This is a genomic window from Paraburkholderia sp. BR13439, assembly GCF_040948805.1.
In the GTDB taxonomy this organism is placed as follows: Bacteria; Pseudomonadota; Gammaproteobacteria; order Burkholderiales; family Burkholderiaceae; genus Paraburkholderia; species Paraburkholderia youngii.
The window spans coordinates 1-13,591 of record NZ_JBFPKN010000027.1; the positions used below are offsets into that span (position 1 = coordinate 1).

General features: G+C 59.4%; 12 protein-coding genes. 4 read left to right on the forward strand and 8 right to left on the reverse strand.

Annotated features, from left to right (window positions below; translation table 11 throughout):
- The 5 genes from AB3X96_RS35530 to AB3X96_RS35550 form a co-directional block, all read right to left on the reverse strand.
- Positions 1 to 392 (reverse strand): Wzz/FepE/Etk N-terminal domain-containing protein (locus AB3X96_RS35530; protein WP_368593382.1); only part of this gene is annotated, 392 nt, incomplete at its 3' end.
- Between the two features lie 267 nt (positions 393 to 659).
- Positions 660 to 1,094, reverse strand: a complete 435-nt coding sequence (locus tag AB3X96_RS35535; protein ID WP_368593383.1) for a hypothetical protein — start codon at positions 1,092 to 1,094, stop codon at positions 660 to 662.
- Positions 1,094 to 3,052: an RICIN domain-containing protein gene (locus tag AB3X96_RS35540; protein WP_368593384.1), complete on the reverse strand. Its 1,959-nt coding sequence runs from the start codon at positions 3,050 to 3,052 to the stop codon at positions 1,094 to 1,096. The genes AB3X96_RS35535 and AB3X96_RS35540 overlap by 1 nt, the downstream gene beginning before the upstream one ends.
- Before the next feature lie 17 nt (positions 3,053 to 3,069).
- Positions 3,070 to 3,528 carry an SCO family protein gene (locus AB3X96_RS35545; protein WP_368593385.1) on the reverse strand — a complete coding sequence of 153 codons (459 nt, stop codon included), beginning with the start codon at positions 3,526 to 3,528 and terminating at the stop codon, positions 3,070 to 3,072.
- 1,760 nt (positions 3,529 to 5,288) lie between these two features.
- Entirely contained in the window at positions 5,289 to 5,522 is a 234-nt protein-coding gene (locus tag AB3X96_RS35550; protein ID WP_368593386.1) for a hypothetical protein, read from the reverse strand.
- A gap of 43 nt (positions 5,523 to 5,565) precedes the next feature.
- On the opposite strand from AB3X96_RS35550, the gene AB3X96_RS35555 reads away from it, so the two are divergent.
- Positions 5,566 to 6,651 carry a glycosyl hydrolase gene (locus tag AB3X96_RS35555; protein ID WP_368593387.1) on the forward strand — a complete coding sequence of 362 codons (1,086 nt, stop codon included), beginning with the start codon at positions 5,566 to 5,568 and terminating at the stop codon, positions 6,649 to 6,651.
- A 386-nt stretch (positions 6,652 to 7,037) separates the two neighbouring features.
- Here AB3X96_RS35555 and AB3X96_RS35560 read toward each other — a convergent pair whose 3' ends face one another.
- Together AB3X96_RS35560 and AB3X96_RS35565 are read right to left on the reverse strand one after the other, a co-directional pair.
- Positions 7,038 to 7,823, reverse strand: a complete 786-nt coding sequence (locus AB3X96_RS35560) for a hypothetical protein (protein WP_176111781.1) — start codon at positions 7,821 to 7,823, stop codon at positions 7,038 to 7,040.
- Between the two features lie 90 nt (positions 7,824 to 7,913).
- Positions 7,914 to 8,786 carry an endonuclease/exonuclease/phosphatase family protein gene (locus AB3X96_RS35565; RefSeq protein ID WP_368593388.1) on the reverse strand — a complete coding sequence of 291 codons (873 nt, stop codon included), beginning with the start codon at positions 8,784 to 8,786 and terminating at the stop codon, positions 7,914 to 7,916.
- Between the two features lie 244 nt (positions 8,787 to 9,030).
- On the opposite strand from AB3X96_RS35565, the gene AB3X96_RS35570 reads away from it, so the two are divergent.
- Positions 9,031 to 9,723, forward strand: a complete 693-nt coding sequence (locus tag AB3X96_RS35570) for a phosphatase PAP2 family protein (RefSeq protein ID WP_176112016.1) — start codon at positions 9,031 to 9,033, stop codon at positions 9,721 to 9,723.
- Here AB3X96_RS35570 and AB3X96_RS35575 read toward each other — a convergent pair.
- A complete protein-coding gene (locus AB3X96_RS35575; RefSeq protein WP_368593389.1) occupies positions 9,718 to 10,611 on the reverse strand; it encodes an SDR family oxidoreductase in 894 nt (297 codons plus the stop codon). The two genes, AB3X96_RS35570 and AB3X96_RS35575, sit on opposite strands and share 6 nt — an antisense overlap.
- A gap of 104 nt (positions 10,612 to 10,715) precedes the next feature.
- Here AB3X96_RS35575 and AB3X96_RS35580 point away from each other — a divergent pair, with 104 nt between their 5' ends.
- Positions 10,716 to 11,573 (forward strand): helix-turn-helix transcriptional regulator, encoded by an 858-nt coding sequence (locus AB3X96_RS35580; protein WP_368593390.1) that lies wholly within the window; start codon positions 10,716 to 10,718, stop codon positions 11,571 to 11,573.
- Between the two features lie 87 nt (positions 11,574 to 11,660).
- Positions 11,661 to 13,577 carry a potassium transporter Kup gene (locus AB3X96_RS35585; protein ID WP_368593391.1) on the forward strand — a complete coding sequence of 639 codons (1,917 nt, stop codon included), beginning with the start codon at positions 11,661 to 11,663 and terminating at the stop codon, positions 13,575 to 13,577.
- The last annotated feature ends 14 nt before the right edge of the window (positions 13,578 to 13,591 follow it).

Consider the following 13,591-nt stretch of genomic DNA (forward strand, 5'->3'; position numbering starts at 1 on the left):
TGCCGCCCCAGCCAGTCGCCGATCAACGGAAAGCGCTTTGGCTTTGCGCTGATATCGAGGCGCAGATCGTCGACGGCCTTGCCGACCACCATTCTCGACTGAATGATTTCCATCTCGGCCGTCGCCTGTGTCTTGACGTCGAACATGCTCGAGACGTCGCCCAGAGGACTCTTTGAATTGTTGGTCGGGATGCTGTCTTCCACCTGCACGAGAATATCGGCCTGGTACACCGACGGCGCGATAAACGCGTATGCCACGCCCAGGGCGAGCACACTGCCGGCGATTCCACCGACCAGCCAGCGGTTGGCCATCAGTACGTCGAAATAACGTGAGAGACTCACATCGTTATTGCGAACCACGGCGGCATTCGTAAGGAGAGAGTTCTGGTTCATCGAAACCCCAGGGCGGGTGTACGAAAAGGGTGGAAGCTGGATTTAAGGCGCAGGCGATGCGGACCCGCCGCCTGCTCGAATCAAATCGTCTTATCGTCTACACAGCTTCCGCCGGACCTGGCGCAGACTTCTAATTTTTCGGCGTCGGATATATTGCGCCGGCAGACAGACATCGAGTTATTCATATCAGACGCAACCGCAGCCTATCTGACGGCTTGACGCACCTCCGTACGCTGCCGCACGTTGTCACTTTTTCAGCCCAACGTGCTAGGGCCTGGTCACGAAATGCCAGAGCGCCGCACACTCGGTATCGGATATCCGGTAGTGAGGCATGGCTTTGCGCAACAACACGTTGGCTGGGTCGATGCCTTCCCTCAGCGCCCTGCAGAACGTTGCCTGATCGTAACTGCTCGCCGGGCCGCCCCTTCGACTCTTCGCAGGAAACAGGGAGCCGGCGGTCAACGGTGGTGCGAATGCGTCGGCCGCGCCGGTTTGCGAATGGCAGTTCGCGCAACGGGTAGTCGAGCCGGGCAGCAGATGATCGTCGTCGCGCAATTGCGCCGCGACCGAACGCTGCCCGTTGAAGATCGCGCACCCGAGATCCTTCTCGCAAAGCGGCGCGGCGTGCGCAACATGCGTGATGCTCGCCATCCCCAGCATCAGCGCCACACGCGCCGCCGTTCGCCGTGACAGTATTGCCATCACTGGATCTGCACCGTGCGCGAAACGCTCGGCACGCCCTTCGCGTTCAGGCCAAACAGCATGTAGTAGCCGGGCACCACGACACCCGGATCGGAAGGAATATTGATCAGATATTCACCCGCCGTTCCTACCGTGAAAGTCACGGGCACCCGACGCTGCTCGTTGTTGACCGCGTGGGTCGAAGAAGACAGGCGCATCAACGCAAAGGCCGTGATGCCACTGCTGCCCGTTACGGCGATCGATGTCCCGAGCTGTGCTGTGGTCGGCGCTGCTGTGAGGGTCGGTCGGGTTGCCGCCGAGCCGTCCGCGTTCAGCAAGTACGGGGGAGTCAGTATTTCGAGGTTCGTGTGATTTGTCGAGCAACTTCCGCACAGTCCACCGCCGCCGCTCAGTACGCGACCGTCCGGCAACAGCAGTCCGATGCTGTGATAGTTACGCGGCACGGCTTGCGGCGGGAGCACCGAGAAAGTCTTGGTGGTAGGGTCCCACAACTCTGGCGCCAGCACGGCGGTGTCGTCCGAAAACGTTACCGGGTACGCCTCTCCACCTAGGACCACCACCTGACCGTTCGGCAAGACCACGCTGGTGTTAAAGGCGCGGCGGTAATTCATCGGCGTAAGCGTTTGCGTCACCGCGGTGCCGCTACTGATGTCGATTAGCGTGGCGTTCGCAGTCGCATTGGCATACTCGTAGCTCGTCGCACCGCCTACAGCCAGGATCTTGCCAATATCGTACATAACGGCGTTGCCGTTCATCGCATCGGTATCGCTGCCCCGGTTGCCGGCAGGTGTCACGTTGCCCGCGCCGGCGGTATCGAACCAGTGCATGGCAACGCTCGGACCGGCGTGGAAGACTCGCCCATTTGCCACCGCAAACAACCATGCATGATTGTCGGAGCGGAAAATGCCAGCCGCGTCATTCGTGAGGATGTAGTCGGCGAGAATGGCGCTGTTGACCTGCCAACCCGTACTCGGTGACCAGGTTTCGCCGGTCTTGCCGCCTTCGCCTCCGTTCCACGAACCACCCACCTGGAATACGTTGCCATTGCTCAACGTTACGCTGCCCTGATAGGCGCGCGCAATCTTCATTAGAGGACCTGACGACCATTGTCCAGTGGAAGGCGTGTAGAAGCTCGTCTCGTCGCTGCTCGAGCCACCGGTGACGTAAATACGACCATCCGGAAGATTGACGATGCCCGGGCAGAACATATCGTGGCCGGTATTCGTCACGTACACCTGTTTGCTGGTGCCGGTCGTCGGGTTGAAGATTGCGGTGTACGTGTTGCCGGGGGTGACTTCGCCAGCCGTAAAGTTCAGCTTCTGGTCAGCGGACCACACTACCACCGTTCCATCGGGTAGATTCGCCGCAGCAGCCGGCACGATCGACAGGTTATAGGGTGTCGTCCACTTCGCCGGCAATGTTTTCGCGGTCATGCCGCTGATCTGCCACGTCTGCAGCGGGCCGCCGCTGCAAGGCTGCTGCGTGATCTGCGAGCCCTGCGCGGTGAGACCCGCAATCGCCAGACACAAGTTACTCTGCGACGCAACGATTGCAAAGCCGCCACCTTGCGGTACGAGCTGAAAGCTTTGATTCGGCTGGCCGTTGCAGTTCCACTGGTCCGCCCCAGCACCCGCGTCCGTGCTTACCCCATAGATGTCGAGGCAAAGATTGCTGTTGACGTTGACGAACTGATAAAGCCCGTTGTTCTGCGTCACTGTCCAAAGCTCGTTATTCTGACCATTGCAGGTCCACTCGATGACCGACGCGCCAGGCGTTGTCGATATGGCGCTCACATCGGCGCACAAGCTCGTGCCGTTAATGGTGATCGTGCTCGATGTCTGCGCGTCCGCCGTCGCGGAGAACATTGAAAGCACCGGCAAGAATGCAATTAGCAACAATGCTTTCACGCATTTGTCGAATAATTGCGAGGTGATCCTACGCGATCTTGTTTGTGACATGTTCTCAGTCCAGTAGATTACACACGCCCTAATGCGCCCAGTACCTCGCAAACTTGATCCGCGCGGGGCAGGTCATCGCTTCGCCAGCGCAACATTGCGTTAGCGTCGAAGCAGTAGATTTGGGTCGAGTGATCGGCAAGGTTGCCGAGTGGCAAGGTGCTGCCCGAAAGCGCTGTACGCATCCGGTCGACGTCCTGCAACGTCGGCGTGGCCGCCCGCCATTCGGGTCCGGCCTGGAAGCGCTTGAGCCATGCGTGCAGCGCGGGCGGCGAGTCGGAAAGCGGATCGATTCCGATCGACACCAACTGAACGGGATAGCGATACTGCAACTGCGATATCCGTTGCTGAACGGTGCTGAACAGCGCACCTTGCAAAGGACAAACTGAACTGCATCCTGTGTAAATCGTCTGCAACGCAGTCACTTTCCGATGCAATAGGTCCGTGAGCAACTGCTTCTGGCCGCTTTGATCGATCACCCAGTAGTCCTCGAGACGAATAGGCGGCGTGACGAGTCCTACGCTTGCGTGCTGCGCATATAGCGGAAAGGAAATGCCGGCTAACGCCGCGGCCGATACGCCACGCAACAGCGCACGGCGACTCGGGTTTCGGACCGGCGCGCGCGCACGCAACGCCGCGCGACTCGGCGCGTGTTGATCAAACATGAACATGATCTCCCGCAACGTGTAACGACTTCAGAACTATTCGTCGCCATCTTTAATTGCGTGTTACCCGCACGGCAAATGCGCAGACGTCGCGCGACGGCTACGTTCGCTCTCTGGTGGCGAATCAACGGTACTGGTGAGCGTATCAGGGAACCTTCCTGAAAATGACAGTGTCTGTCCCGCGACTTGCTGTGTTTTGTGAGGTCGGCCACATAACCATTGAACATCCAAAAACTGTGCATTTAGAAGGCCCGAGCAAAGCTCTTTCTTTTGACTTGCAGATCTCGAGTTGCGCGCTGAATCACTGAATGCGGTAGAGGTGGAGAAGTGTTTCGCTGCCGATATGTGTAAGTCTGCGCCCTGGCTCGCGGTGTTCTCTTTATTTCGAAACTCAAAGGCGAACCGTTGCGAAAATCCGCATTTCGCGATTTATTTAATGCGATCAGGGCAGCGCCACCAAAATTCTTCGACGGATGGTCTCTCTTTCTAAAACCATACTAATGAATTCAATTAGGTTTTCAGCCGCCAAGAACTAGACATTGGCAGAAAAGAGGTGCCCACCCTGTCCATAGGCGCCAGGTAACAACTTTGTAACGGTTCTCCTGCGGTTGGGTGAATTCATCGGGAGAGCGTGGGAACGCGTCTGGATAAGCGTGGGAAGGGAGGCAGGACATTTTGCCGATAGGCTCCCATATCACAAATCTCGCTGTTACGCTTAGTTACGACCCCCGAGGCAATTTTTGTTCCATTTCTGTATCATTCGTTTCGTCAGATCAGTCAGGGAAAACCTAGGTCGATTTTGATTCGATCAGTATAACTTCGCAATTTGCGACGAATCACCGAATCTTCCTTTTGAAGGATGAAAGTGGTTTTCCGCGCATCGCATTAAATCTGAGGATTAAGTTCAATTAATGCACGACGCGAGTCCGGCAACGGGCGCCCTTGACAAAAGCGGATCATTAGTTAGTTGTACTCCGTGTTGTTGCGTAATTATTCGTGGCGACGTCCTTATCACGCGAACGTTGTTCGTTTTAGCGGCCAAGGTTCATGGGCCTTGATAGACAGATGTCCTCTTTCAGCAGACTCTCTCCAAGACTAAAGCCATCATTTCGTCAACTTCCTCAGATCGCAAAAACTGTTTCAGTGCTTGCATTTAGCGCAGGAATTCTGAGCCTTGCAGGGTGCGGCGGTGAAACAAGCGATGATGGCAGCACGCAGTCCGTGACTGCCAACTCCTCCCTCTCTGCCAACGCAGTCGCGAACGCGACTACGAATGCGTACAGCAACGGCGTAGTGCCCACCGATAACGGTTCGCCGCCGGTTCAGGCGAACGGTCAGCCTTATAACCGCGCCCAGGTGCAACGGGCGGGACAAGGCGATTGAGCCGTTTCGCGACGATCAAGACGAAAGCCGCATATCCCCCGCAAGACCATTTGCAATCGTGACGTCAGCGACAGTTGACTCACGTGTTCGACGTGTTTGCGTTACGTGTGCCATCGCTTCAGGAACTGATGCTCATCGGCAAACGTAACGCCAACGTTCTCGGTCCATTCCCCGTCAGTAGCAACTTATAGCTAATCCATGAAATTCAGACTCTGCTCCTTATTCACCGTTTTAGCCCTGTTGTGCGGGCAATCGATGCCAGCGTTCTCCAAGTCGTTCTCCAGGTCACATTGGGGCAACACCAACACCACATCGACAACCGCAGCCGCCACCACATCCACGCCAGCCACCACGTCCACCACGCCCACCACGTCCACCACGTCCACCGCGGCCACCACCGCGACCACCGCAAGCGCCACTGCCACGCTGCAGCCGCCGCCCACCGGAGGCGGAAACGACCGTTTTGCAATGGACGTGAACTGCAATCTCTGGAGCGGGGATCAGACGGCGCTCAACGAATGCTCAAAAGACCTGGATCTGATTGCCGGATTGGGCGTGGGTACGGTTCGCCTCGGTGTTTCGTGGGACTTCATGACACTGGCCGACGGCAGCACGCTGGACCCCAATAAGGTGGCCTTTCTGAAGGGACTTCTGAACGCCGCACGCACGCGCGGCATGAAGATTCTTTTCGAGGTGGGCATGTACGCGCCGTCTAGCGCATACCAATGCTCGGCCACCCAGAATCCGCCGAGCGGATCGTCGCCGCGACTCGACTTCTGCGATGCAACGTTCACGAAGTATCTCGGCTCGCTGATGGACGTCGTTCTACCCTTCACGGCCGATATCGAACTGTTCAATGAGACCAACTGGTCGTTCTCGGCTTCGGACCCGTCTTACGGCGATCCGAACGGTATCTCCGGCTACATTCTGAATCGCAGCAAGACGCTCTATTCGGAAACCAAGCAGGTCCTGAACACGAAGAGCCAGTCGGGCTACAAAACGGTTCTGCATACTCAGGGCATCTCGTACTTCTACAACTCGGCGTATCCGAATAACGGCTGGCTACCGCCCGCAGGCAACCAACTGATCCAGGCGACCGACTACATCAATGCCATGGGCAACAACACGAAGAGTGCTTCCAGCCCGTTGAACACCACGATCGACGTCGTCGACGTTCACCCGTACTTCGGCAGCGCCGAGTACAACACGCTGGTGCAGGCATTCATGACTACCGTGTCGAACCTCGTGAGCAGCGGTACGAAGCCGATCTGGCTGACCGAGACCAACAATGGCACCAACGGTACGGACGCCGGACAAACGGCCGCGTTCAATCAGTTGAAGATTCTGATGAACAACGGTTCGGTGGCAAAGGCGTTCTGGTATGTCGTGCGTAACGGCGATCCGAGCAATGGCGAGGGTGACGGCTACTCGATCTACGACTACAACCGTAACCTGATTCGCCCGCAGCTTGCAGCCGCGATTCAGGCCTACACGGCAACCATTCCGAGTTCGGAACGTTTCCTGTCGGGTTCTTATCTGACTCCGATCCAGTAAGCCTGCCCGTGTAGCCCATGAATGAAGGGAGCGCCGACTATGGCGCTCCCTTCTTTTTTTGCCGTTTGGATACGCCCCGTGTGCGATCGCTCACGCCAGGCGGCGAACTCGTCCGGCGGCGGACGAGTCAACTCAGCGCCGTGCCTTTCTTCTTTTCTTCGGCTTCGGTTGCGTGAGTGCGGCGCTCCAAAACGCGGAGGCCGCGCGTTTGGCCGCCGCCGTCGTTCGTACCCGCGCCGAGTTTGCGATGGTATTGGCGCCGCTTAGCCACATGCTCAGAAACGGGTTCTTCCTGGTCCAGGGATTTTTCATGTCAGCCTCGATTGAACGAATGTCCAGCGAGCATGCAATGGCTATTCCCGAACATTCGTAGCCTCTTCGCTCTACTACCGCATCGCTCGCCCAGCAGGACGCTGCGGTAACAAAATCACGCACAGGGCCATGAACGAAACCAGAATCACCGATGCATAGAGTCGGCTGATCTCGAGCCCACCTTGAGATACGGGTTTGTCGAGCAGATCCCCCAAGGTCGCGCCGAGCGGACGCGTCAGGATGAACGCCGCCCAGAAAATGGCGGTCCGCGACAGCCGCGACCAGTAATATAACGCGCCGACGATCAGCAGACCCGCACCGAAGATCAAAGCGCCGTTCTCATAGCCAAGCCCCAATCCGCCTTCGTCCGATCCCGCCACCCAATCGCCCAACGCCGTACCGAGTGTCTGCGAAAAGAGGATCGTCACCCAATAGAACCACTCGGCTCTCGGCGTGGTTACGCTCTGCACTGACACCGTACCTTCCGATTTGTACCAGATCCCCAGGCTCGCAAGCAGAAGCGCGAAGACGATCATGACACCGCCAGGATAGCCAACTCCCACGGATCGATCGAAGAAGTCGGCCAGCGTGGTACCGAGCGTGGTCGTTGCGACGATGGTCGCCCAATAAAGCGTGGCATTGAACCGCTCCGCCCTGATCTGCCCTGCGACCAGCGCAATAAAAATAACTGCAAAGATCCCGGTGCCGATCAGATAACCCAATTTGAGCGACATGGTCACCCAATCGCCGCCCGTTTCACCAAGTGTCGTGGCGGCGATTTTGATGATCCAGAAGCCCAGCGTGATCTGAGGGACTTTGCTGACTGCATGCGCGCGAATTTCCGATTGGCTGCTATTCATGTGAGGGGCTCACTATTCTGGTAGCTTGAACATAGGCTCAACCATCGCAGAACAACTCTTAACAGAGCCTTAAGCATTCCCGCAGAAGTTTCAACGCAGTTCCAGCCACATCGGCTGATGATCGGACGAGCGGCTGTGCGGATCGACATCGCACGACGCAATGCGTGTGCCCAGGTCTTGCGTGACGAAAACGAAATCGCACGCGAATGGTCCGTCGGGCCATTGCTCGTGATCGTATAGGCCGACCGTCGCAGCCCGCGGCTCGCCGGGGTGCGCGCGGGCCCACGCATCGACGAAGGTCGGCGCGTCGGCGATCGGTTCGAGCATCCGGCAAAACGCGGTGTCTTCGAACGCGCTGTTGAAGTCCCCGCAGACAACCGCGCTGAGCGGACGCGCCGTATCGGCAAACGGGCTGTCCGGCTTTTCACCGCGCGCGGGAAAGTGCGCGTGATTGCATGCTTCCTGATGCAACTCGCGCAGTCTCGCCACTTGCGCGAGCCGCTGTTTCTCCGAATAGAACTCGAGGTGCGTGCTGATGACACGAATCGGACCGACGTCGGCTTCGAGCACCGCTTCGAGCGCGACGCGCAGCATCGACGGCTTGGCGGGATCGGCAGGCCACGGCAGCGAATGGCGCAGCACCTGACGAACCGGTAAGCGGGTCACGATGGCATTACCGAACTGCCGCCGATGACGGCTCGCGCCCAGCGAAGGCAGGTCGGAGCCGATCGCATCGAGCACGGTCATTTCCGGAAGCAGAGCGGCAAGTTCGGCGAACTGATCGGACGACGGCGCGCCTTTCAATCCGCCTTCAGCCGGGGCTTCATTGAAGCCGCGCGTGACTTCCTGCAGACACAGCACGTCGAAGTCGCACAACGCGCGTGCTTCCCGGACGATCCGGCTGAGGTCGACGCGGCCGTCGACACCGCAGCCCCACTGAATATTCCAGTCGACCAGTTTCATGATGGCCTCCTTGAAAGACCCAACTATCGGTCATCGCTGCGCCTGGCGCTGTTACGGAAACAACTGCCGACAGAGCGATTCCAACCGTATTTCGCATTGTGATGAGCGATCGCCCGGTCACCGAAAGTTAGGGATGAAATTGCGCAGTAAAAATTGTCAGTGAAGGTAAGCGCCAAAAAATGCCGTGCGTGCGATGAATTATGCTGATACTCATCCGCGACCGCCTCAATTTCTTTGGAAAATAATGAATAGCTTCGATTTATCCATCGAAACATATCTATCCAACATACATTTCAGTCATTTCGCGACGCTCTCCATACAAGCCATCGACAACCTGTACACCTTCAAAGGTCTCGTACTCGTTCCCGTGCTGTGGTGGATGTGGTTTCAGCAAGACGAATGCCGCGAATGGCGGCGAGAAATGGTTCTCGCGACGGTTGTCAGCGGCCTCGCGGCGCTCTTCGTCGGCAGAGTGCTGACTCACTGGTTGCCGTTCAGGGTGCGCCCCGTCTATGACCCCGAACTGCATCTGAGCTTTGCCAGCGGCGATATCAAGGACGCAGTGCTGACCAACTGGAGTTCCTTCCCGAGCGATCACGCGATGCTATGGATGGCGGTCGCCACCGGCATTTTCCTCGTGTGGCGGGGCATCGGTGTGCTGGCGCTTCTCTATACCGCGCTGTTCATTTGTCTTCCGCGCGCCTATCTCGGCTTTCACTATCCGACCGATTTGCTGGTGGGCGCCGCGGTGGGGATCACGATCACCTTGATCATGACGCGCGACGCGATCCGCACGCGCTACGCGACGCCGGTGCTGCGATGGATGGACCGCCACCCGGCGCCCGCTGCGACGCTAGCCTTTATTCTGTGCCTCCAACTCGTCACACAGTTCGATGAACTGCGCAGGCTCGCGAGCGGCATATTGAAACATCTATGATGCAACGTAGCGCGCTTCGTTCAGATCCGACAGTAGCGTGGGACCGGTCGGTCGCCAGCCCAAACGCGCTTGCGTCTGCGCGCTCGATGCCGGCATATCGAGCGCGGCGAAAATCGCCATCCATCCGAAATACGCCTGCGCTTCGCCGCGTGCGATCGAGACGACTGGCAACTTCAGGCCGCGCCCCAGCGCTTCGGCGATCTCTCGTGCACTAACACCCTCTTCGCCGACCGCGTGATAGCGCGCACCGCGTTCGCCCTTCTCGATCGCAAGCCGGTACAGCCGCACGACATCCGACAGATGCCCGGCCGGCCAGCGATTAAGTCCTTCCTCCACATATGCGCACACGCCTTTGTCCCGAGCGATCTGGATGAGCGGCGTGATGAGGCCTTGCCTGTATGGGTTATGCACTTGCGGCAAGCGCATTACCGACACGTTGACTCCGTCCTCCAGCAGTGCATTGCCGGCCAGCTCGGAGCCGATGCGAGGGTTCGGGTGATTGGTGTTGAACACGTCCTCGGCGGCCGGCTGCCCGTTATCCCGGCTGCCGACGCCCGTGCCTGAGGTGATCAGAAGCGGCCGATCCGAGCCCACCAGCGCCGAGCCAAGTGCTGCGATCGCACGCTTGTCCTTGTCGCAGTTCTCCACGAAGTGCGAGAAGTCGTGATCGAAAGCAAGGTGTATGACTGCGTCGGCCTTCGCGGCGCCGCTGCGCAGGCTGTCGGTGTCTTCGAGCGTGCCGCGATGCACCTCCGCGCCCGCTGCGACGAGCGCCTGCGCGCCCTGATCGGAGCGGGTCATGCCGATCACGTGATGCCCGGCTTCGATAAGTTCGGGCACCAAAGCCGAGCCGATAAACCCGGTTGCGCCTGTCAGAAAGATTCGCATGGTCAAGTCTCCAAGAATAGCCACCGACGCACTATGCGATCATTCGCTATGCTATTGAAGTAGTGAGCTTATCCCGGTAAAGCGACTAACAGGTTATTCGTCCAGTGAACACCGCCCAATCCCTCGGAGACTTTCTGCGCAGCCGCCGCACGCGGCTCGACCCGGCCAGCTTCGGCTTCTCGGGCCGCAGGCGTACGCCCGGCTTGCGCCGGGAAGAAGTCGCGCAGCGCGCGAATATCAGTTCGACCTGGTACACCTGGCTCGAGCAGGGCCGCGGCGGCGCGCCGTCCGCCGCGGTGCTGGAGCGCATCTGCGCGGCGCTCATGCTGACCAACGCGGAGCGCGAACATCTGTTCATGCTGGGCCTCGGGCGCCCCCCGGAAGTCCGCTACCGCTCCACCGACGCAGTGGACCCGCGCTTGCAGCGCGTGCTCGATTCGCTCGATGCGAGCCCGTCGATCATCAAGACCGCGACGTGGGACGTGGTCGCATGGAATCGCGCGGCAGCCGTCGTGCTGACCGACTACAGCGCGCTGCCGCCGGGCCAGCGCAACATCCTGCGCTTCCTGTTCGGCGATCCCCACGCCCGCGCAAAACAGCATGACTGGGAGAGCGTCGCCCGCTCCGTGGTGGGGACGTTCCGCGCGGACGTCGCACGCGCGGGGATCGCTTCGGAGGTGGGCGATCTGGTCGACGATCTGTGTCGCGCGAGCCCAGACTTCGAACGCATGTGGCGCGAAAACCAGGTATTCGGCCACAGCGAAGCCCAGCACGTTAAGCGCCTGCTGCATCCTGCGTTCGGAACCATCGAAATGGAATATTCACTGTTCGCCGTCGATGGCCGGCCAGAGCTGAGCATGCTCGTCTACACCCCGCTCGACGCGCGAATTGTCGCGCGCATCCGTAGCGCCGTTTCAGCGATGGACGAGACTGACAACGCCACGCCCCTGAGCATTGCGTGATCGGCTTCGACGGTCGAGCGCGGCCGACGGATCGCGCTTCGGCCCACGAATTGCTTGTACGGCATCGCACAACCTTCGTGTAAAAAAATGCCTGAGCAAAAGAGGGAGCAAAGCGACGATTCGTCGTCTCGCCGCCAGCGCGGCGGCGGCACGCTCGTGCTAGGCGCACTGGGTGTCGTATTCGGCGACATCGGCACGAGTCCCATCTACGCATTGCGCCAAGCCGCCATCGAAACCGGTTCGATCGACATGCAGGTCGTGATGGGCACGCTGTCGATGATCGTGTGGGCCGTCGTCATCGTCGTCATACTCAAGTACGCGTGGTACGTGATGCGCGCCGACAATGAAGGCGAAGGCGGCATCATCGCACTGACGGCGCTGGTCCGATCGGGCTATGAGGACGAAGGGCGGCGGGTGCCGCGTGCGCTGCTGCTCGCGGGACTCTTTGGCGCCGCAATGTTCTATGGCGATTCGATGGTAACGCCGGCCGTATCCGTGCTGTCGGCCGTCGAGGGACTGAGCGAGATCAGTCCATCTTTCGATCCATGGGTCGTGCCGATCGCGGCAGCCATCCTGATCGCGCTCTTCTCGTTTCAGCGATGTGGCAGCTCGGTGGTCGGGCGCGCATTCGGTCCCGTGATGGCCGTGTGGTTTCTGTCTCTTGCCTCGGTCGGGCTGTATCGGGTCGCGCAACATCCCGTCGTGTTGCATGCGCTATCGCCGCGATGGGCCGTATCGCTGATGATCGGCCATCCCCGCATCGCATTCACGATTCTCGCCGCCGTGATTCTCGCGCTGACCGGAGCGGAGGCCCTGTATGCCGACATCGCTCACTTCGGACGCCGCGCGATCCGTATTGCGCTCTTCGCCATCGTGTTTCCGTCGATCATCATCGGCTACTTCGGGCAGGCAGCAACCCTGTTGTTCGTGCCCGGCTCTTTTCACCAGCCGTTCTTCCACGCTGCGCCGTCGTGGGCGCTCGTGCCGAGCGTCATCATCGCGATGCTCGCGACGATCATCGCTTCGCAAGCGGTGATTTCAGGCGCATTTTCAATGACGAGTCAGGCGATCGAACTGGGCTTTCTGCCGCGCCTGCGGGTCGTCGAAACGTCAACAGCGCAGCGCGGACAGGTCTATTCGCCCGCCGTCAACCTGATCCTGTTCGTGGCAGTGCTGTTTCTCGTGCTGGTGTTTCGAAGCTCGTCGAACCTGACTTCGGCGTACGGCATCGCAGTCGCGCTGACGATGCTGATCACCACGATCCAGATGATCAGCGTGTCGCGCAACGTCTGGCATTGGCCCCGCTACGGCGTGGCGCTCGTGAGCGCGCCGTTGCTCGTCGTCGACGTGACGCTGGTATCCGCGAACGTGCCGAAAATCGCTTCCGGCGGCTGGTTTCCTGTCGCCGTCGGGCTGATTCTTTTCGTGCTGATGTCGACCTGGAATCGCGGACGCGAGATTGCCGCAACCCATGCGAACGAAGCCGATGCGCTCGACGCGTTCCTGCGCGACGCGCTAGCCGGGCCCGAACCTCCGGCTCGCGTGCCAGGCACCGCGGTTTATCCGGGCAACGCATCGGGCAAGACACCGGCGACATTCAAGAGCAACATCCGCCACAACCGCGTGCTGCACGAGACGACGATTTTCTTCGCCAACATATCGGAGTCAGCGCCGCGTATCGATGACGAAACGCGCATCGACGTGCGAGACCTCGGCAACGGATGCTTCGAGATCATTGCGCATCATGGGTTCGTCGAGCGCCCCAACCTGCCGCGACTGCTTGAATCGCTGGCGGGTCGGTTCGATGGCTGGCACTACGATCCCAGGCACACCACGTTTTTCCTGCCGCGCGATGAAGTCATCAAGGGACGTTCGCACGGCAGCATGACGCGCTGGCGCGAGGCGCTGTTCGGACAGATGGCGTTTCATTCCACGCCCAGCGCCGAATACTATGGGCTTCGAGCGGAAGATGTCGTTGAACTTGGCATTCAGGTGGCGCTTTGAACCGGTCAGTCATC